The organism is Neochlamydia sp. EPS4 (assembly GCF_000813665.1).
Taxonomy (GTDB): Bacteria; Chlamydiota; Chlamydiia; order Chlamydiales; family Parachlamydiaceae; genus Neochlamydia.
Genome location: NZ_JSDQ01000093.1, coordinates 1 through 21762, shown reverse-complemented (window position 1 = coordinate 21762; position 21762 = coordinate 1). Strand labels below are relative to the sequence as shown.

At 37.8% G+C, this 21762-nt stretch carries 15 protein-coding genes; 8 read left to right on the top strand and 7 right to left on the bottom strand.

Going from position 1 to position 21762, the window contains the following annotated elements:
• Positions 1-53: 53 nt before the first annotated feature.
• Entirely contained in the window at positions 54-617 is a 564-nt protein-coding gene (locus tag DB42_RS09165) for a hypothetical protein (RefSeq protein ID WP_238579024.1), read from the top strand.
• Positions 544-882, top strand: a complete 339-nt coding sequence (locus DB42_RS11630) for a hypothetical protein (RefSeq protein ID WP_238579023.1) — start codon at positions 544-546, stop codon at positions 880-882. The genes DB42_RS09165 and DB42_RS11630 overlap by 74 nt, the downstream gene beginning before the upstream one ends.
• Positions 883-963: 81 nt before the next feature.
• On the opposite strand, the gene DB42_RS09160 is transcribed toward DB42_RS11630, so the two are convergent.
• Positions 964-1926, bottom strand: a complete 963-nt coding sequence (locus DB42_RS09160; protein WP_044882698.1) for a rhodanese-related sulfurtransferase — start codon at positions 1924-1926, stop codon at positions 964-966.
• Between the two features lie 24 nt (positions 1927-1950).
• A complete protein-coding gene (locus DB42_RS09155; RefSeq protein WP_052436107.1) occupies positions 1951-2811 on the bottom strand; it encodes a hypothetical protein in 861 nt (286 codons plus the stop codon).
• A gap of 635 nt (positions 2812-3446) precedes the next feature.
• Between DB42_RS09155 and trxA the strand changes: the two genes are divergently transcribed.
• A complete protein-coding gene (gene trxA, locus DB42_RS09150) occupies positions 3447-3767 on the top strand; it encodes a thioredoxin (RefSeq protein WP_039383738.1) in 321 nt (106 codons plus the stop codon).
• 411 nt (positions 3768-4178) lie between these two features.
• On the opposite strand, the gene DB42_RS09145 is transcribed toward trxA, so the two are convergent.
• The 4 genes from DB42_RS09145 to hisS all read right to left on the bottom strand — a co-directional run bounded on the left by DB42_RS09145 (position 4179) and on the right by hisS (position 8837).
• On the bottom strand, positions 4179-4634 hold the full coding sequence (locus DB42_RS09145; protein WP_044882697.1) for a tRNA (cytidine(34)-2'-O)-methyltransferase: 456 nt from the start codon (positions 4632-4634) through the stop codon (positions 4179-4181).
• A gap of 80 nt (positions 4635-4714) precedes the next feature.
• Positions 4715-5533 carry an FKBP-type peptidyl-prolyl cis-trans isomerase gene (locus DB42_RS09140; protein ID WP_044882712.1) on the bottom strand — a complete coding sequence of 273 codons (819 nt, stop codon included), beginning with the start codon at positions 5531-5533 and terminating at the stop codon, positions 4715-4717.
• A gap of 58 nt (positions 5534-5591) precedes the next feature.
• Positions 5592-7379, bottom strand: a complete 1788-nt coding sequence (aspS, locus tag DB42_RS09135) for an aspartate--tRNA ligase (RefSeq protein ID WP_044882696.1) — start codon at positions 7377-7379, stop codon at positions 5592-5594.
• Between the two features lie 9 nt (positions 7380-7388).
• Positions 7389-8837: a histidine--tRNA ligase gene (gene hisS, locus DB42_RS09130; protein ID WP_044882695.1), complete on the bottom strand. Its 1449-nt coding sequence runs from the start codon at positions 8835-8837 to the stop codon at positions 7389-7391.
• Between the two features lie 236 nt (positions 8838-9073).
• Here hisS and DB42_RS09125 point away from each other — a divergent pair, with 236 nt between their 5' ends.
• Positions 9074-10228, top strand: a complete 1155-nt coding sequence (locus DB42_RS09125) for a hypothetical protein (protein WP_044882694.1) — start codon at positions 9074-9076, stop codon at positions 10226-10228.
• A 198-nt stretch (positions 10229-10426) separates the two neighbouring features.
• On the opposite strand, the gene DB42_RS09120 is transcribed toward DB42_RS09125, so the two are convergent.
• Positions 10427-12991, bottom strand: a complete 2565-nt coding sequence (locus DB42_RS09120) for a hypothetical protein (protein ID WP_044882693.1) — start codon at positions 12989-12991, stop codon at positions 10427-10429.
• Positions 12992-13230: 239 nt separating this feature from the next.
• Here DB42_RS09120 and uhpC point away from each other — a divergent pair, with 239 nt between their 5' ends.
• From uhpC to lptE, 4 genes are all read left to right on the top strand, one after another.
• Positions 13231-14583 (top strand): MFS transporter family glucose-6-phosphate receptor UhpC, encoded by a 1353-nt coding sequence (gene uhpC / locus DB42_RS09115; RefSeq protein WP_044882692.1) that lies wholly within the window; start codon positions 13231-13233, stop codon positions 14581-14583.
• Between the two features lie 574 nt (positions 14584-15157).
• Positions 15158-18907, top strand: a complete 3750-nt coding sequence (gene dnaE / locus DB42_RS09110; protein WP_044882691.1) for a DNA polymerase III subunit alpha — start codon at positions 15158-15160, stop codon at positions 18905-18907.
• 1135 nt (positions 18908-20042) lie between these two features.
• A complete protein-coding gene (bamD, locus tag DB42_RS09105) occupies positions 20043-21068 on the top strand; it encodes an outer membrane protein assembly factor BamD (protein WP_238579022.1) in 1026 nt (341 codons plus the stop codon).
• Positions 21069-21074: 6 nt separating this feature from the next.
• A complete protein-coding gene (gene lptE / locus DB42_RS09100) occupies positions 21075-21635 on the top strand; it encodes an LPS assembly lipoprotein LptE (protein WP_044882690.1) in 561 nt (186 codons plus the stop codon).
• The last annotated feature ends 127 nt before the right edge of the window (positions 21636-21762 follow it).

Below are 21762 nucleotides of genomic sequence, written 5' to 3'. Positions count from 1 at the left end.
TCCTAAAAAAAAGATATACTAAATTTTTCTACAGACAAATCATAACAGGTTTTATGAATAAACTTAAAATGTGGAATGATCATTCAAGCTGGAGCGAGGCCGAACAGGCTTGGGATGAACGTGCTAACAAAGCAGCAAAAGAACATCCTATTAAGAGGTTAAAGCAATTGCCTGCTATGCCTGGCATAACCAAAGAGACCTCTAAAAATCTTAAATGGAAAAGCTTAAAGTGGATGATTACCCAAGACCATCAAGGTGCTATACGTAAAGGCTTTTTCAAACATCCTTTAAAATATGGATGGGCATTTCTAAAATCTATTTTAAAGCCTAAGCCTTATAAAAAAGAAGGCGATTTTTTTTATTATGGCCTTCAGGATGAAGAAGAATTTAAAATGCTATTAAAAAAATCCAATACTTTACTAATTTTAGGGTTTTCTTATTGTCATAAACCTTTTGAATGCCCATCTGGTCGTTTCACAGATGAATGTATTCATGATCCTGCCCATGCTGTTTGCCAACAATGTTTTATTGGGAAAGCGGTCCATGCCTCAAAAAAAAGAGACGATTATCCCTCTATTTATTCCTACTATTCATTACATAGGAGGAAAAATTTTTGAGATTGTCCATCTTTATCCTGAGAAACAAGTTATCTTTATGATTACTGCTTGCGAAATGACGTTAGAGATGTTTGGCGATTGGGGCAATATGGTAGGTCTTAAGGGTATTGGCATACGTTTAGATGGCCGTATCTGCAATACTATGAAAGCTTTTGAACTGTCAGAAAAAGGGATTAAACCCGGCTTGACAGTCATACTAGAAGAAACGCAAAAGCGTATGATAAGCCTTATTAGATATTGCCAGGAAAATAAAGAGAAAATCTAGACATTTCCCTTCCCTACTAGCTTATGAATAGAATATATATAAATAAGTTGACCCTTAGAGCGTTTATACACTATTTAAAGTCTATTTGAGAGTGTTGGAGGCTATATTTATATATTTATGCTTTTTCCTAAAAGGTTTATGCGGTTTATCTTCTTGAAAAGGACGTACTCTTTCCGCCTGTTGGCACTGCTCTTGGCAACATCCCAAATATTGTTTTGAACATTCATTACAACATATAAATAAATCGTTACAATCCATATTAGCACAATTTAAATAGGTATCACAAGGTTGGTTACAATGATGACAGGTGGCAATAGTCTTTGTCTCTTCATCGCTGATAGGTACAGTCAAGCGATCATCAAAGACGAAAAGTTTGCCTAACCAATAATTGCTACCTTCTTGTAAGCCATAATTGATGATGCCTCCTTCTAATTGATAAACTTTGTCAAAGCCCTGTTTAATAAGAATGGAAGAATAAAGTTCACAGCGAATACCTCCGGTGCAGTACATCATGACAGGGGTTTTTTGAGGGTCTATTTTCTCTTTAAGGTCTTCTACGTAATGCTTGAAATCTTTAAAGGTTTCACAAGGAGGAAGTTCCGCTCCTTCAAAGTGGCCAACTTTCCACTCATAATCATTTCTTACATCGATGAGGATATGGTCGTCTTTTTTTTCAAGCATCTCCTTCCATCGTTGAGGGGAGACATGCTCGCCACGTTTACTCAAATCTATCCTTTCATCCACAGCTACCAGTTGCTTGCGATATTTGACAGTGCAGCGCGGAAAAGCATGTTCATGATATTCATGAAGTTTAAAATGAATATCCTTAAATTCTGGCCTAGCATGCATCCAGTCCATATAAGCTTGACCATCTTCCCGAGAGGCTGACATTTGGCCGTTAATTCCATTTTCTGAAATATATATACGGCAAGTGACATCGCGTCCCTCAAAGAACTGTTTATGGGCGGTTACTTCTGCTTGTGGATCAGGTAAATGGGGAAAATGATAATAAGCTAAGACGAGATAAGGTAAGGGGTTTGACATATTAAAATTAAGGGAAAAGAGGGGTTAATATTTTAGTTTACTAATCCAAGAGGACCAATTTTGCTCGAGGTTAGGATTGTCTAGGCAATATTTATAAAAATTTTTCATAAACTCTAGCCTTTCAAAATGGTAAGGGTATCGCCAGTCGTTTACTTCAAAAGGTGCAGTTAAATCTTTGCCTCCAATCATAGCATGGCGTTTAAGGATATCCTTAAAAGAAACCTTTGAAGCATTGCGGATCATATCGTACATAGCAATCAAGGCTGTGCTTCGCCCTCTACCAGCGGCACAATGAAAATGGAGCCAATAACCTGGATTTTCTTGGGTCAGATGATAAGCCTTTATAAGTTCGATGAAAGAATCGACTTGCTTATCGCCAGGTTTAACATGATCGGTCAACGGAAGGCGTACATGGTGAATTCCCATTTTGCAGATTAAATCATTTTCTGTATAAACTTCTTTAACATGCACGCTAGAGGAAGGATTAAAAGTATATTTGTCATAAAGATGCACCTGCTGATTTTTTAACAGCTTCTGCAATCTTTCATTTTCATCCCACTTAATTTCCTCAAAAGTTTTTTCTTTGTTATGCCAATTTCTTTCGCCATACCAGCTTACTGCCATGCCATTGATAAAACCATGGGATTCTTCACGTAAATCAATTACCATAATGCGGTTATAAGGGATAGTCTTTAAAATTTGAATAAGGCCATTGGCTGAAAACTGTCCGCTTGCCGAAGCATTTAAATTGAGAAGGCCCTCGAGGGAGGGAAGGGAAGGATTGCTGTGCTTATGTAAATAACAGGGGGTAGTCATCCGAAAATTTTTGGGAAGATCTTCTAAATTCTCCATATTAAGGATTAAAGGGACTTCTTTTATGGGCATTAACCTATCCTCGTTAGCACTTAAGGTGAAGTAAAGCAGGAAACAAGCAATATGAATAAGCGTAAATATACGTAGGGATATCATTAAAACGGCCACCAAACGATTGAAAAGATAATATTGAAAAGTTTTGTAAAACTCAACATATATCTTTTGAATTTAAAGATTGGATTAAAAGAATTTAAAAATCATAAAAAGCTTTTAGCTTCTTTATCTATATAGCTAAGCTAGCTATAAGAAGTATGTTTTTAGAGACTTATAGGATTAAAATTTTTATTTTTCAAGGGCATTGATTTCCCATTTCGAAAAATTCACTCCTGCTTTCAGTGAATTGTTGGTAAAAAAGCCGTTAAGTTGTCCTCCGCAAGAGAAAGTGTAGAAGAGAAGCCCATAAGATAAGAGATTTTAAATTTCTCAAGTAAACAAGGCCAAGGATTTAGGCGAACAATACCTTCTAGTTAAGAAAACCACCTACACTTTTAACGGTTAAAGCTTTTATACAGCAAAGAAATTTAAATTTTTTAATAACCTTACTTTATAAAAAAATTCTCTGTAATCTTTTTTTTTGAACCTCGCCCAAAAATAACAGCATAGGATAAGATACAGTTGAAGATGCCATACACTTTAAGGAGAATTGCATGTCAGAACATTTAAAGCATTTAGATGATGATAACTTTGGAACCACTATAGCAACAGGAGTGACTTTGGTAGATTTCTTTGCTGATTGGTGTGGTCCTTGTAAGATGATAGCCCCAATAATTGAAGAATTAGCAGGAGAGCTGGCCGAAAAAGCTACCATAGCCAAGGTAGATATTGAAAAAGCTCAAAAAGTTACAGCTCAATATGGGGTGACTTCTATCCCTACCCTTATCGTTTTTAAAGAAGGCCAGGAGATTAAGCGCTTTGTAGGAGTAAAATCTAAACAAGATCTTAAAAATGCTATTACGATGAGCCTTTAATTTTAAAAGAGGGTGGGCGTAGCTCATCTATGCGTTCAGGTAGAAAAGAGTAAAGTAGATCCCTGTAGTGTGGCCTTTTTGCCCTGCAAGGCAAGAAGGCTTACGCTCTAACCCATTTAATTTTTTTTGCCTTTTGCTTGTTTATACGCTTCTGAGCAACTCCTTATACATACTTTTAGTAAAATTCTATCCTTAATGCGAGAAACAGCTTTTAAAGAGTTTGAGATGCAGACATAGTTTTTCTAAAGCCTATTAAAAGATATCTTAAGACCTTTCTTTTGCCTTATTCATCCGATTTAACATTAGCTTAATCATGGATACATAGATCTAATTTTTCTTTATAGAGATTTAAGCTATGAGCTTTAGAATTTCTTTAATAAGGTGCATACAGATAAAGGTAAAACAAGGGCTTTAAGACTTTCCCTCAAAATGATTTTGTCTCCAGGCTTCATAGACAGCTATCCCGACGGAAGTGGCTAGATTTAAGCAACGCACCCCCTCAATCATAGGAATGCGCACAAAGCGTTCTGGCCATTTTTGGAAAAAGGCAGGAGGTAATCCTTTTGTTTCAGATCCAAAAATAAGGTAATCATTAGCTTGATAGTTTACTTCCGTATGTAAACGGGTGGCTTTACTAGAGAAAAAAGTAAAAGAATGGCAAGAATTTTCTAGCAGCTCCTCTAAGTTTTCAATAAGTTCAACATTGACGCCTTCCCAATAATCTAAACCAGATCTTTTGAGCCATCGATCACTTATACTAAATCCCAAAGGTGGAATTAGAACTAGGTCGTTGCCAGTTACTGCACATGTGCGTACAATATTGCCAGTATTTTGAGGAATGCAGGGTTGGTAGAGAACTATTTTCACAGGTGATATAAATAAAGAGGGTAGAGTGAGTAAGAAGGCTGCACTTTTACTGTTGTGCAGCCTTTCTTATTATTATAAATTTACTTTTTCGAGTCGGTTGCTTCGCTTTCTTCAAGTAAAAGCATTTCTTCTTCAGCAGCCTCAGGGATATCTTTCAAATTTTTTATATCTCCTTTAGCTTTTACTACCTCAACTTCAAAAATAATAGCTGAATTGGGAGGCAGCTGGCCTGTTTTACCAAATCCTAGATCTGGATGGACAAATAAACGTCGTTTTTCGCCTTCTTTCATTCCATTGATCCCTTTGCTAAAACCTGCGGTTGTCTGGTCTAAGGGAATGGTGACCGGTCCACCAGTGGCTTCAGAACTATCGAAAACAGTTCCATCAATATACTTGGCAGTATAGTTAATGCTAGGAGTTCCATGCTCATCTACAACTGTGCCTGTGCCTTCCTGTAGGATTACATATTGCAGTTTTCCTGGCACAATTGTTTGTACATTGGTTTCCTGAGCATTTTTTGCCATAAAAGCTTCAGCAGCTTTCAAATTATCCTCTGATAGCTTGGCAAAAGCCTGCTCTTGCACTTTAAACATGAGAGCTTCATATTCTTGATCGCTCATGGGTCCAGCCTTGCCCTCTGCTCCATCACGCATGCCTTTGATAATGCTATCTAAATCAAAAGCTACCCCAGGGCTTTTTAAGTTTTTGCCGATGAAGTGACCAAAAGCTTCAGATAGCTTTTTCATATCGATTTCGTTATTAGAACTGGTGTGGCTATTGGCATTAGGAAGAGAGCTTTTCGCTGAATGAGATGTTGTATCTTCATGAGCAACTAAAGTTCCTAATACAAGAGCGGTACTAACACCGGCCAGAGTTAAAAGTTTTGTTTTTTTTAGCATAGCGCGATCAAACCTCCATTCTTTTTGAATATACAACACGTTAGGTTAATTACCTAAATTATGTCCACGAAAATCCAGGTTCTTCGATAGTTAATTTAAGATCTTTTAATTGCTCAGAGGAAACGTTTGCAGGACATTCAAGCATTAAATCGCTAGCTTTCTGAGTTTTAGGGAAAGCGATCACATCACGAATGTTTTCTGTTTGGCTTAGAATCATGACGATTCGGTCTAATCCTAGAGCGATTCCTAAATGGGGAGGCGTTCCATAGCTAAGAGCCTCAAGGAAAAATCCAAATTTAATTTCTAGCTCTTCTGCGGATAATTTGAGAAGCTCAAATATTTTCTTTTGCAAGTCACTATTATGAATGCGTTGAGAGCCTCCTCCAATTTCATATCCGTTAAGCACAATATCGTATCCTGATGAACGTACAGCTAAAGGCTCTGTATCCAATAGAGGCAAATCATCTGGATGAGGGGAGGTAAAAGGATGGTGTTCACTGACTAAACGTTGATGGTCTTCATCCCAAGCAAACAAGGGAAAATCTGTCACCCATACAAATTCTAGCTGATGGGGTTTAATTAAATTTCTGTCTCGGCTCAACCTTCGCCTTAGATGGTCTAATGCTTGGTTAGTACGGGATTTAGAATCGGCAATCATAAAAAGAAGATCTCCATTTTCCATGCCCATTCTATGGATAAGTTCTTTTTGCAGTTCGTTAGAGAAAAACTTGGTAATACTAGAGGATAATGTTCCCTCTTGCATTTTCATCCAAGCGAGCCCTTTTACTCCTAAACGTCCCACAAAATCAGTATATTCTTCGATATTCTTACGCGAAATATCATGACCGCCTTTAACACATAAACCTTTTACTGTGCCTCCACTATTAATTTGCTCTTGGAAAACTGCAAAGGTAGATTGGGCAGCCAAGTCTTGCAGCTCAACTAATTCCATGCCAAAACGCATATCTGGACGATCGGTGCCGAAACGTTTCATGCATTCTTGATGGGAAAGGCGACGAAAGCCCACAGGAATATCCGTCTCATTACAATCTTTAAAAATCTTCTTTAATAAGCCTTCAATGAGAGGAATAAGATCTTCTGCTGTTCCAAAGCTCATTTCCAGATCTATTTGGGTAAACTCTGGCTGGCGATCTGCACGTAAATCTTCATCACGAAAACAAGGGGCTATCTGGAAATAACGATCCATGCCAGCTACCATTAATAGCTGCTTAAATATCTGCGGAGACTGCGGAAGAGCAAAAAAGGATCCAGGGTAAATGCGCGAAGGGACTAAATAATCGCGGGCTCCTTCAGGGGTAGATTTTCCTAAAAGGGGGGTAGAAATTTCAAGGAATCCATTTTTATCCAAATAATGCCTTGTCGCTAACATGGCTTGATGCCTTTTAACAAGCCTGTTGGCAATCTCACCACGCCGAATATCAAGATAGCGATATTTAAGACGTAATTCTTCATTTACTTCAATCTGCTCATCGCAGATAGAAAAAGGAGGTGTTTTGGCTTTAGAAAGCAATTCAATTGTTAAGACCTGAACTTCAATTTCCCCTGTAGAAAGCTTTAAATTTGCCATGCCTTCTTGCCTAGGGATAACTGTTCCTTGAATAGCAATGACATACTCTGCACGTAGTTTTTCGCTATCTCCATGGGCTTGAGGATTTTTTTCAGGATCAAAAACCAGCTGCGTAAGGCCAAATCGATCACGCAAGTCAATAAATATTAAGCCTCCATGATCCCGACGACGATGAACCCATCCGGCCAAGGTGACGGTCTGCCCAATATGCTCTTTTCTTAAGCTGCCACAATTAAATGTGCGGCGATAAGTAACCATATAACTCCTCTAACAATCGGTAATTTTTTTCATTTTTAACATTGTCTCTTTAAGGCCCTCTACCATTTCTTGAGTGCTTTCTACTTTATGCTCTAGTTTCTGGATAAAAAATTCCACAGCATGAGAATTTTTTAAAGAGTGACTAATATCCTTTATTAATTTCAAAAAATCCTCATTTTTAAAATCCAGCCTTAAGATTTTCGCTAGGTTGTTTAAAGGGATTTTTACGCTTTCTCCTGAATGCATATTTTTAAGATTAACTTCCTGGTTTTTAAGCTCTTCTTCACCTATAATGACCACATGTTTTGCCTGTAGCTGATTCGCATAGTGCATGACCTTAGCTAATTTTTTGCCGCTCAAATCCATGTCGCTAGGAATGTCGTGGAGGCGCAAGTCATGTAAAAGAGAAAAGCACACCTCTTTAGCTTGTTCTCCAAGAGGTATAAGAAAGACCTCTAAGGCAGGAACAGGTGGGATCCAAGTTTGTTGCTTTAACATTGTTTGCAAAATTCTTTCAAGGCCGGTTCCAAATCCTATAGTAGGCAGATCGGGTCCCCCCAAAGTTTTCATTAAACCGTCATAGCGGCCTCCGCCTCCTACACTATTTTGAGCGCCTAATTCGCCAGACGTGATCTCAAATACAGTTTTGTTATAGTAATCAAGGCCACGTACAAGCCGGGGATTAATAAAATAAGGAATGTGGAGTTTATTAAGTAGACGTTTAACTGCTGCAAAGTGCGTGGCGCTTTCTTCGTCTAAAAAGTCTAGTATATGAGGGGCATCTTTTACAATCGCTTGGTCTTGAGGATCTTTTGAATCAAGAATTCTTAACGGATTGAGGGTAAAACGTCGCTGACTATCTTTAGACAACTGATCATAGCAACCTTTTAAATAAGCTTGTAAAGAAGTTTTAAATAACTGGCGGCTTTCTGGATTGCCTAAAGAATTAATATGTACTTGTAAATTTTTTAGCCCCAATTTTTGATAGACGTTATAGACTAAATCGATAAGCTCAGCATCTTGCTCTGCCGCTGAAATTCCTATAGCCTCAGCGCCAAATTGATGATGCTGGCGATAACGCCCAGCTTGGGAGCGCTCATAACGAAACATAGGCCCTATATAAAACATCTTATGGATAGGAGCTTGAGTATGAAGTTGATGCTCAATAAAAGCTCGAATGACAGGGGCTGTTCCTTCAGGGCGCAAAGTGAGAGATCTATCTCCTTTATCTTGAAAAGTATACATTTCTTTGGAGACGATATCACTTGATTCACCTACTCCTCGTATAAAAAGTTCAGTTCTCTCAAAGATAGGAGTACGTATCTCTTTATAACCATACGCGGTAGCCGTCTCACGTATGATATTTTCAATATAGTTCCACAGGTAGGAATTACGCCAAGGCTCTTCTGTACTTATAGGTAAAATGTCAAACACGCCGGGTGCTGAGGGAATGGTCATAGTAAAAGATCTCCTGATTAAGTGGGCGAAGTATAGTAGATAAAAAATAAAGCGTAAAGAGAGAATGAATGTCTCTTTTATTCTTGATTGCTTCAATCATTTAAATTTTATTTATAATATAAAAATAATAAATAATAATTTTAATATGTAAATTATGCTATAATAAATTTAGATATTTTAATTGTTTTAAAAAAAATTAATTGATTTTTTATAAATGATAATATTTGGAGAGATTTATGAATGATTTTCGCATTCCTAGCTTTGATCCAAAAGCTGCACTTCTACCTCAAGGAAAAGCTTCTTTTGAGCAGAAAAAAGATCCAACCGTGCATATCCCTTCTCACCGACAAGCAGCCATGAAAGGAAAAGAGAGCAATTTTATTAAGCAGATGAATAACCGTGCGATTAAGATCATAAATTTTGTTAAATCCACCTTTACAAGAGCGGAAGGACAAGGAGGGATAAAAAATAGTTCCGTAATAAAAGGGGGTTCAAGAAATATAGAAAAGCTTGCTAGGCCCTGGATTTCTGGCCAAGTAGAGATGGAGGAAGGCTCTATATCTTTTTTAATAGGCCTTCGTGCAAAATCAGAGGTTTTGCAAGGCTTACCAGAGAAAATTCCACCTTTGCCCCCTGAAGAAGATAAAAGAACCATAGGCCCACAAAACCGGAAAGAGGAAGCAAATATCTCTTTACCTAGTGAAATAAATGTAGCCAAGGAGCCTACAGCCGAAGAATTATCCTCTATTTCCTCCTCATCCTCCCAAAATGAAGGAGTTTTGGCTGGCAAGATTCCTTTAGCGCCTCCTCCTCCTTTATTGAAAGAAGCTCCCTTGCAAACCAGCATGGCTATCCCCGTTGCTCCGCCTCCCCCACCTTTTTTGAAAACCACTGATACCACTCAATTAGTTGCTTACAAGAAGCTTGCTTCTCCAGAATTAAGTAAGGAAACGGTACAGAGGCCAGATCACGACATCGCCGAGCAGCTTATGAAACGTCGATTAGCGATGCATGATCCTGACGAAGAGGAAGAAGGGGTAGAAGAAGACATGGAAAGCTTAAAAGATAGTAGCCAACCAATAAATTTAGAGGATAGCCAGTTGCCCTCGACGGTTAAAAAAGAAAAAAATTATCCTCATGAGGCTACACAAGTTAAAAAAGGGATTGGCTCTCAAGGGCAACCCCTAGATAGATCAGCACTTATGCAACAAATTATAGAAGGCAAAAAGCTCACCTCTATTAAACCAAACGAAAAGCTTACCAAACCGCAGGCTAGTTCCCCTCTGATGGAGGCTCTTTTTAAAAAAGTAGAACAGACGAAAAACTCTTCTCCCCATTCATCTTCTTCAGAAAATATGGCTGAACAGGAAGATGAAGAGTGGAATGTTTAAAAAAGAGGCTCATATTTTAATGTCCCTTTTGGAAAATTAGGCCGATAATTTAAAGGCAAAATGACATTTTTTCTTAAGCAGGCTTTCTTAGTAAAACCTTGTCTTTAAAGAGGAGGTCAGCTTTTAAAGAGCTGCTTGCTTTTTTTAAAGGATATAGACAAAGTTCCTATAGGGAGATTAAAGGTAGATGAAAAAGATTTAAAATTTTTTAATTTTCTCCAACTCCTCCATGTAATATTTTTCATCATCTGGAGTATCTAAGGTGCAGAATTTTAAAACTTTAAATAGCGCAGCTGCTTGCTCTTCATTGTTTATTAAGGATAAAGGCCGGGGATGGGAGGAAAAAAGCAGGAAATTCAGTTGAGAGATTAGGGTGTTTTTAATGATTTTTTGATCCATTTCTAACTCATCGAGATCGCTAAAATTTTTTATAACAAGCCAAGAGGTAACAGCATCTACTAGCGTGGCAAGTTCACTCATATTTTCAGCTTGCTTTATTTTTTCTCTATATTTTTGTAAAAGAGCTGGATGATCATGATGAATGGCATTAAGCTTTAAATGACTTAAACCAGCTTTTTCTAGATAGCCTTTGAATTCTTTAACGGGCATTAATGGATATTCTTCTGTCAATTGAAGGATGGATTGAATGAGATGATGTTTTTGTTCAAGGTCTAAGTGGTGATATTTTTGCAATAAATCCTTAGCTTTTTTTTCAAATTCTTCCGTTGGATGCTCACTATTTTCATTTATAAGATTGATCATTTGATTTTTAAGAGGAGTAAGCACCTCTTCTCGTGATTGGCGCAAATGCTTTAATTTTGCTAACAAAGGATGAATGTGTAAGGAAAGAGCATGGGGATTGTTAGGGTCTAGTTCTCCTAAAACTTCATAGTCAGCAGGCAAAGTAGAGCTAGCAATTTTTGAAGAGTCGTTAAAAGTTTTAGGTGAGCTTTCGTCATCAATGATAAGATGGCTACTTACGATCATGCCCTCAGGATTAAATTTTAAATAAGCCGTCAAAAAGCTTCCCTGGGAGGTAAAAGCTGCAATGGCTTTTTGAGCTTCCAAGGTAAGTTGAATTCCGTCCGAAAAATAAAGCACCATATCTGACATCTTAGATAGAAGGCTCATTTCTTGCTTTAAGCGGGATAACTCATGCACATTCCCTGGCGTTTGCATCAAGTGGATAGCACGCTTGATGATCGTCTCGCCTAATTGATAATAGCGAGGAGCATTGTAAATATAATTTTCTGCCCCCGGGCGAATCAAGGTTAGAGCTTTAGGGGGAGAAAAGTCTGTGGCTTTACGTTTTTGAGCCAGTATGCTTAAAAGAATGAGTTTGCCCTGTTTCACAAGATTTGTTACTTCGACTGCATTAGAATTATCTAAATTGTTGGAATTTACCAATAAACGATTAAGAGTTTTCATATCAGCAACTTTCCGAAGTTGCATGAGTTTAGAGTCTATCACGATAGCAGTTTTAGGAATTAATGATTGGAGTACGCTAGGTGCTGGTTGCGCGATAACAAGAAATTGCGAAAAATCGGTGCTAGTATAGATTCTTAGAGAGTAAGAGGTTTCATTCAGATGCCCATGTTGATCGATCTTTGTTAAGGAGGGGTAGTCGTGAGGAATGACTTGAGCAAGGCTTTTTTTGATAAATTCTGGATCGGACCAATTCTTTTTTTGAGGCTTAATATAATGTATTTGAGCGTATTTAAGTGCCATAGCTATATCAGCCACACCTTCTGCGGCTTTCATTTCTTCTATTTCATTTTTGGCGCTAATATTAAAATAAAGAGCGCCGGCGACAAGTCCAAGGATAAATAAAAGAGTCATTACAAGAGTCGTAAGAAATTTCCAATCGATAAGATTTTTTGTCTCTTCAATTTTTACACCTGTAACCGCTGTTTCTTCTTTTTCTGTATTCCAATTTTCGCCCTCATCGTCAAATTCACCTACTTGATATTCTGGGCGGTTTTTTGGCGCAAGCATATGGGGAAGAGTAGGAAAGTGATCGACTGTATCTTCTTTCAAAAAAGAGGATTCTTCCGCTGGGTTACCTAAACTCTCTACCTCAATTTTTTCTTGCAAAAAGAGGGAAGCACTATCTTTTTCACTAGCTAAATAGGTAGACAGGCTGTCTTCTTTAAAATGTTTGACTCCAAATTGCTCAATTTCATGCATTAAATCTTCTAACTCCCTTTCCTCAAGCTGGCTTTTTGCCCATTTTTTCTGCTCCAAGAAGTTAGCCTCTTCTTGAGAAGGAAATTTACTAATCTCCTGAGGAGCCATGCGGGAAGGGTTAGGGAGGAGGCTTGAGCTTTTTAAAAGGTTTTCAGGGATAGAAGAAGGGGGAAGAGAGGCCTTTTTTTCCACAGCTTGCCATTCAAGTAGCCCTTCTAGGGTAACATTTAAAGGCTCATTTGTAGAAGGAGGAATCTTTTCTTCATCTTGTGCAGACTCTATATACTTGAGCTCTATCTGAATAAGATGTCTTCCAACCTGCAAAATCCCACTATCTTTTATATTTTTTTTACCAAAAGGCAAATCATTTAAAGTTGCAAAAGGGTCATTTGCATAATTGATCACTTGGCAGAGCAGCCCTTTGTGCACAATTTTTATATGAATAGGCTGTATAGCCGCATCAGGTAGAATTAGATCAGCTTTCATAGATCCTGTGCCTGAACCAATAATTATTATTTCTTGGTCAAAAACGCTAACAATTGGGCTCTCATGCGGATTTATGGTAATTTTTATCATTATTAGTTATTCTTAAAAATCCTAGATGGTAGAATTTAATTTTATGAGCTGCATTTCTAGCATATCTGGCAGCTAAGGTCAACCTAATTTATTGTTAAATAAATTTTTAATTGGATTAATAGCGTAGCTACTGATAAAATGTTGCGCTTGTGTAAAATTGATCCCCCCGTTATAAGAATCCATATCTGCCAAAACAGTGAAAATTTCAAAAAAATAATTTTAATTTTTAGGAGCGTTGCGTGAATTGGTTGCTTAGATTATTAAGGCCTGCACCCTATCTACCGGAAATTCAAGATCAAGAAGAAGTTAAGCATCTTTATAATTATTGGCGTATACGAATTTTATATTCCATGTTTATAGGCTATGCTTTTTATTATTTTACACGTAAAAGTTTCACTTTTGCTATGCCTGGCATTATTGCTGAATTAGGATTCGATAAAAGCCAGCTAGGAATTTTAGCAAGTATTTTTTCTATTACCTATGGTTTTAGCAAATTTGCCAGTGGCATTATTTCCGATCGCTCAAATGCTCGTTACTTTATGGCTTTTGGCCTTATTATTACAGGCATAATTAATATTTTATTTGGTTTATCTTCTAGCCTTTTCTTATTTGCCATTTTTTGGGGGCTAAACGGATGGTTTCAAGGTTTCGGTTGGCCTCCTTGTGCACGTTTTTTAACCCATTGGTATTCTCAATCAGAAAGAGGCTCATGGTGGTCTACCTGGAACGTCTCTCACAATGTAGGCGCTTTTTTAATTCCTTGGATTGTAGGTTTTTGTGCATATTATTTTGGTGGCTGGCGAGCCGCTATGTATGTGCCGGGAATCATTTGTATTCTAGGAGGTTTTTATTTAATCAACCGCTTAAGGGATACTCCTCAATCTTTAGGATTGCCTTCTATAGAAAAATTCCGCAACGATTATTCCGGGAATGGTAGCCAACCAGAGGATGAACAGCTCTCAGCGCGTGAAGTTTTGGTGGAGTATGTTTTAAAAAATAAATATATTTGGATGTTGGCTATTTCTTATTTTTTTGTCTATTTTGTTCGTACAGGGATTAATGATTGGACCGCCCTTTATTTGATAGAAACCAAAGGGTATAATCAGCTGAGTGCCAATGGCTGTGTCTCCTTATTCGAAGTGGGCGGCTTTTTTGGCAGCTTAGCAGCAGGTTGGGCTTCTGACTATTTTTTCGCTGCTAAGAGGGGACCTGTTAATGTACTTTTTGCTGTACTTATGTTTATAGCCATTGCTTTCTTTTGGTTTGTCCCCGCAGGTTATCCTTTGGTAGATTCAGCAGCCATGTTTACAATAGGTTTTGCTATCTTTGGGCCCCAGATGTTGATTGGAGTAGCATGTGCTGAGCTTTCTCATAAGAAGGCTGCAGCTTCTTCTACTGGGTTTGCAGGCACATTTGCCTATATGGGAGCTGCTGTGGCAGGTTATCCTCTCGGCAAGGTCACCCAGGAAATGGGATGGGATGGCTTTTTTTGGTGCTTAGGGATTTCTTGCATAATAGCCGTTGTTTTGCTTTTACCTTTGTGGGCGATTAGCGAAAACAAGAAACTGGTGACAGCAAAAAACCGTTCCTAACAGAAATTTTTTTCCTTAAATTTCTTAAATGAAAGGGTTTTTATGGTTTTTTTAAAGTGTTAAAAATTTATCCATGCGTGTTTATTGAAGAGCCTCTTTCGTATGAGCAGCGTGCTAAGAGTAAGAAATTGAGCGAATCAAAGCATAACGTGAGGGCCAGATCAGGGAAGTAGGATGCAAATATATCGGGTTGTTCATTTACCCGCATGGTTTTTTGCTAAGATAAAGAATTTTTTTTTAATTCTTATATAAATCCCTCCCTCCTCAAAAGTAACCGTAAAAATTTGTTATCTTTTAATTAGGCTTTTATAAATCTATAAAAAAGAGCGTTGAAAAAGAACGCAGCCCCCCTTAGAAAATAAATTTTATTTTCCAATGGTTTTTATCTCTCATTCTTCAAGCTTTTCTTCTTGCAAGGAGTTTAAGTCATCATCCTATCTAAAAGGCTAAAGAGCTTAAAAGAAATCGCATCTTACTAAATTTCTAATAGCCTTTTATTTGTTTGTTTACTCGATCTCATCAGATACGGTATACTCGATCCTAAATTCTTCAATAATTGCGATAGATTATATTTATGTGGGTTCCCTTACATGTCCATTCTCAATTTTCCATCTTAGATGCTGCTGCTGATGTACATGCTATTGCCAAAAAAGCAGCTTTTTTTCAAATGCCTGCAGTAGCTTTAACAGATCATGGTAACATGTTTGGGGCTATTGATTTTTATAAGGCCTGTAAAGATGTGGGGGTTAAACCCATCTTAGGCTGTGAGTTTTATGTAGCCCCCGACTCGCGATTTGACAAAAAAAAAGAATATGGAGCACGTACTAATTTTCATTTAACTATTTTAGCTAAAAATAAAGCTGGTTATCACAACTTATGTAAATTAACTTCCATCGGTTATCTAGAGGGATTTTACTACCATCCACGCATCGATCATGAAGTGCTTAAGCTTCATAGTGAAGGATTGATTTGCCTATCAGGTTGCCAAAGTAGCTTAATCGCTTATGAAGCTTTAAATGGCACAAAAGATAGCTTAATAAGCAAAATCCGTTGGTATCAAGAGCTCTTTGGAGACGATTATTATCTTGAATTACAACGCCACCGGATGACAGATCAAGATATTCGCCAGGACGGCTTGCATCAAGAAACCTGGCTTCAGCAATATTATCAAGACTATATACAAAAACAAGAAAAAATTAATACCACTCTTATAGAAATATCTAAAGAGCTTAACATAAAGACCGTTGCTACAAATGATAGTCATTACATTGAACGTGCTGATTGGCGCGCTCATGAGATCTTACTTAATATTCAGTCTGGGGAGCCTACTGAAATGTGGGAAAAAGACTCGTATGGCAACCCAAAATTTCGCGTGCCTAACCCCAAACGTCGTACTTATCCCTCTCATGAATGCTATTTTAAATCTCCTCAACAAATGGCCGAGCTTTTTAGCGATTTTCCAGAAGCTCTATCCAATACCTTGGAAATCGCTGAAAAATGTAATGTGGCTATTGATTTCAAAACCAAGCATTATCCCATTTACTTACCTCCTTCTCTTGAGGGAAAAAATTACACTAAAGAAGAGCAAGCTGAGGCCGTAAAAAATTATCTATGGCAATTATGCGAGGAAGGTATTTCCAAGCGGTATACACCTGAACGTTTAAATAAAATAAAAGAGATCTTTCCTGAGAAAGATCCTCTCCACATCGTGCAGGAGCGCTTGAAATATGAGATGGATATTATTGTTCCCAAAGGGATGAGTGACTACTTGCTGATTGTATGGGATTTTATCAATTGGGCCAAACGTCAGGGGATCCCTGTAGGACCAGGTAGAGGGTCGGGGGCTGGTTCAATTGTGCTTTATCTTATTGGGGTGACCGATATTGAACCCCTACGTTTTCATCTGTTTTTTGAGCGTTTCATCAATCCTGAACGGCTTTCTTATCCTGATATTGACGTAGATATTTGTATGGACGGGCGCAGTGAGGTAATTAACTATACCCTTCAAAAATATGGTAAAGATAATATTGCGCAGATCATTACTTTTGGCACTATGAAAGCGAAGATGACCATTAAGGATGTAGGACGGGTATTAAGTGTTCCTTTGGCTAAGGTAAATGCGATTGCTAAACTTGTACCGGATGACCTTAATATAACCCTTGAGAAAGCTTTAGAAAAAGATCCAGATTTACGGGCTATGTATGAGCAGGACGAAGATGCTCAACGTATCATCGATATAGGTAAAACTTTAGAGGGATCTATTCGCAATACAGGCATTCATGCTGCAGGCATCATTATCAGTGGAGAGCCGCTGACTAACTTCATACCTATCTGCCTTTCTAAAGATTCTGATATGCCAGTGACTCAGCTCTCCATGAAACCTGTTGAATTAGTGGGAATGCTAAAGGTGGACTTTTTAGGCCTTAAAACATTGACCGCCATTCATATATGTGTAAAGGCAATCTATAAAAGGGTGGGTAAAGCCATTGATTGGATTAATCTTCCTTTAGATGATCAGCCTACCTTTAATCTTTTAAACCAAGGAAAAACTTTAGGCATCTTTCAGCTGGAATCTGCAGGCATGCAAGATTTGGCGCGCCAGCTCCATTTGGATAAGTTTGAAGAAATTATTGCCGTAGGAGCTCTCTACCGCCCAGGCCCTATGGATATGATTCCTTCTTTCATTAATAGAAAACATGGTCGTGAACCCATTGAATATGACCATCCATGGATGAATGATATTCTTGCAGAAACCTATGGCATTATGGTTTATCAAGAGCAGGTGATGCAGATAGCTAGTAAACTTGCCAAATTTTCGCTAGGTGAAGGGGATGTACTGCGACGTGCTATGGGTAAAAAAGATATGGATCAAATGCTTCAGCAACGAGAAAAATTTCGTTTAGGTTCGTTGGAAAATGGGATTGATGAAGAAACCTCGATGCAAATTTTTGATAAAATGGAAAAATTTGCTGCCTACGGATTTAATAAATCCCATGCAGCTGCCTATGGTTACCTCTCCTATGTGACTGCCTATCTGAAAGCTAACTATCCTAATGAGTGGATGGCTGCTCTCATGACGTGCGACAGTGATGATTTAACAAAGGTAACTAAATTCATTGGGGAATGCCAAGAAATGGGTATCGCCATTTTGCAGCCAGATGTTAACGAAGCGCATGCTACGTTTTTTGCTACTCCTCAAGGAATTCGTTTTGCCATGGCAGGTATTAAAGGAGTGGGAGAAGGAGTCGTGGAAGCTATTATTAAGGAAAGAAATAGAGGCGGTCCTTATACGAGCTTATATCAATTTATTAAAAGAATTGATAACACGAAAGTAGGTAAAAAGGTCATTGAAAACTTGGTGGATGCAGGATGTTTTGATTTTACTAGCTGGTCGAGAGATAGCTTAAGGCAAAGTATTGATCCTATCTATGAAACTGTGCTAAAAGAAAAGCAAGAAGCTTCAGCTGGCGTCTTATCCCTTTTTACTTTGATGGGAGAGTCCTCCGAATCTCGTTTTATTCATCCTCCTGAAGTCAAAAAGAAGACCTCCCGATTAGATACTCTTTTACGAGAAAAAGAACTTTTGGGCTTTTTCCTAACCGGTCATCCCATGGATGCTTATCGTGAGATTATCACACGGCTTTCTTGCATACCTTTAAGCCATGTTCAAAATCTAGAGCACAATGCTGTCTTTCGGGCAGCTTTGATTGTAGAAACAGCTGAAATACGAGTCTCTTCTAAAACACAGAAAAAGTTTGCCATCTTGATGGTTAGCGATGGCATGGATCGTTATGAGATGCCTATATGGTCTGATTTATTTGAGCAGAAAAGCTTATTGTTAAAAGAAAATCAATTATTGTATGCAGTCATTCAAGTAGATAAAAAGGAAGACTCTCTTCGACTCTCTTGTAAATGGATCGATGATTTAACTAAAGCTAATGAAGCGATGGTAGAAGAATGCGATCGGGCTTTTGATAAAGCTAAATTACAAGCAGCGCGTTTTGCAAAAGCTATAGGAGAGGGGCGAGATAAAAAAGTAGAAAAATCAAAGGTCGTGCTAGAAAAAAAGAGAGAAGTAATGAAAGAGTCTAAGACTTTGTCTTTAAAAATAGATTTGGACAGTGTGCGTTTAACCCAAATTATGCAACTTAAAGGGTTATTTATAGAACATCGTGGAACCACGCCCATTCAATTAGAGTTTCATTGCCAGGAAGATGTGCATGCCATTTTACATATTGAAAGCCGCTGGGGAGTAACTTTAACGCCTGAATTAGAATCCAAGCTTAAATCACTTCCCTTTATTAAGAGGCATTCTTTGAATTAAATTATTGCGCTATTCTTCTTAATAGAAGACATATCCTAGCAAATAAAAGAAAGGCTGAACTAGCGTTTGGCAAAGCCTCATAAATTTTACTTGTTCTACGTCATAGCCTAATCTAGACTAGGCAAGTATTCTTTCTATAATCCATTCTTTTTTGCTTACAGATCAATCCTTTTAGCTTTAGCTTTTTTAGCCCATGATAAATCTCTTTTTCCCCCTATGCTTTATAGAACCGTGATCTTTCCCATATCTCAGAATAAATGAATTTTGGTAAGGAGGCCCTAAGCCTCTTAAGGATAATTTTATAGCTTCCTTCCAAATAAGTAAGCCAACGAAGAGCATTGAAGCCGATGAGTTAATAGCAAACCAGAGGATTCTTTAAGCTGCTAAAGAGCATAAGAACCGCGTATGGAGCTCGCACTTAGGATAGTCAAGCTTTTTGACAATCATTTGATGGGTGTGGGGATGGGGATAGATCCTGTAGTACTTCTATGAAGAAGAGGAAGGCTAAGCCAAGAGACCGGCACTCCTTGGATGAAAAAAAGAAAGGATGCTTTAAGAGTCATTCAAGGCTTAGGTAGAGATGATAAGTTTAGGTAGCTTTAGAAGAAGCCTTGCAGCGCTCATAAAAGATCGCTTGCCAAAACGGTGCTGTATCCCTTTGAAAGAAGCTTTGAAAATTTTTTTTGCTCTAGGAAAGTAGCCTACTAGTAAGCAGAACTATCCATCAAAACTTTGGTTATGAAAAAGTCTAACATGTCCAAAGGACTAGGGGTACTAACAGGTAATAAGCCTAGTATAGGCTGTGCCTTAAGACAAGCTATTTGATCATTTACAGAATAAAGCTTAAAATAATTATAATACGCTTTTGAGCTACTCCTTATGTATCCCCATACTTTATAAAATCCCTTTCGTTAAGCAGAGAGGCATGTATCAGAGGGTTGGGTATGCAGATATAGTTTTTTTTAAGCATATAAGATTAAAGAAAAAGCTCCTCAAACTGTTTAGTAACTGATCCTAAATTGCTATATTTCTGCACTTTATTATTTTTTTAGCCTTCTCTTTGCGTCTATGGTAAATCGCCTTTACCTTTTATTTGACATGGTTTAAACTTCTTGCTTTGTTTAAGGAGAGTATAATGAGACATTTAAGCATCTACATGCGCTTGGTATTTTTTACATTTTGCTACTTAAGTAGTCCTTATTTAGAAGCAGCTTATACAATTAAAAATGGACGAATTGTTGATGTAGACAAGCTAGCCACTTTGCAGCCAGATCAACATTTTTCTTTGGGGCAAACAGCGATGAATAATGGAGATTGGCAGGAGGCTTCTCGTCAATTTGCTATTGTTTCTAATAACTTCCCTAACAATCCTTATGGTCAGCAGTCTTTATATTATTTAGGGATAGCTGAATTTAATTTGAAAGAATACGATTTTGCTAATAAGGCTTTTTCTGCCTATCTTAAATGCCAAAACAATCCTCCATATTTCCTTGAAGCAATTGAGTATAAATATGCTATTGCAGAACAGTTACGTGGCGGCGCTAAGCGACGTCTATTAGGTACAAAACAGCTTCCAAAATGGTCGACAGGCAAAAGTCTTGCCCTAGCAATTTATGATGAAGTGCTTACCGCCATGCCCAGTCATGAAATGGCAGCTCAGGCTTTATATGCTAAAGGGTGTCTCCTTTGGGAAAAGCGTGAATATCGCTTAAGTATTGAATCCTTTCAGCTTTTATGCTCACGTTTTCCTAAAAATGAATTAACGCCTACTAGCTATGTTAATATAAGCTGTATCTACTATGATTTATGCCAAAATGAGCCGCAAAATCCTGATGTTTTAGCTTTTGCAGAGCTTAATGCAAAGAAATTTATCCACGAATTTCCTAAAGATGAGCGGATAGACAAAGTTAGGCAAAATGTTCAGCAAATAAAAGAGTGTTATGCAACAGCTCTTTATGAAACAGCTAGATATTATGAAAAGATTAAGCAACCACGTGCTTCGCTTATTTATTATAGTAACGCGATTAAGAATTTTCCAGATACTCTAGTGGCCCAGCGTTGCAGAGATAGGCTAGAGCAAATGGGCTTTTCTCATGATGCTAGAGCTTTAGCTCCTCTTGTTTTTCCGGTGCCTTCAGGTAAAAAAGATAAGAATAGTTAATCATTCATGACACGTTGCTATTTATGGATCTTTTTTACTCCTTTTTTTCTTATGACTTCCTGTGGTTATCATGCCGGGCCGGAGGAAGTTTTATCTTCATATCAAACAATCTGTATTCCGTATGTTAAAAATGATGCAAAAGGTCAATTGACTGCTAATTTAATAAAATTAGTTTCCACGCAAACAGGTTTGCAATATCAAAAATGGGAAGGCGATCTTACCCTACTAGTGGACTTACTACCCATTGAAAATGAAAATGTGGGCTACCATTATGAACGTAAAAATAGCGGGAAATTAAGACATTCTATTATTCCTACTGAAACGCGGTTAATAGCAATAGCCCAAGTAACCTTGGTAGATAATATGAAGGGAAAACCGCTATGGGGGCCTGCTAAGGTGATGGCTTCAATTGAGTTTGATCATGAATATGAAAAAACGCGTGATGGGATCAATGTTTTTTCTTTAGGCCAGCTAACGAATTACGACGAAGCTTACGAGGCTGCTCATTCACCCTTGTATGATCAATTATCTCAGAAAATTATCGACTTTATCATCAATAGTGAATAGAAAAATTAAGAAAATTTTTTTACAAAATTTTCCTAGACTGCAAGTCATTACGTAAACTAATTTTTTAACTTTTTCCTATAATGAGGTCAGTAGCCTGCAAGGTTTTAGGAAAGGCCAATTAGATATT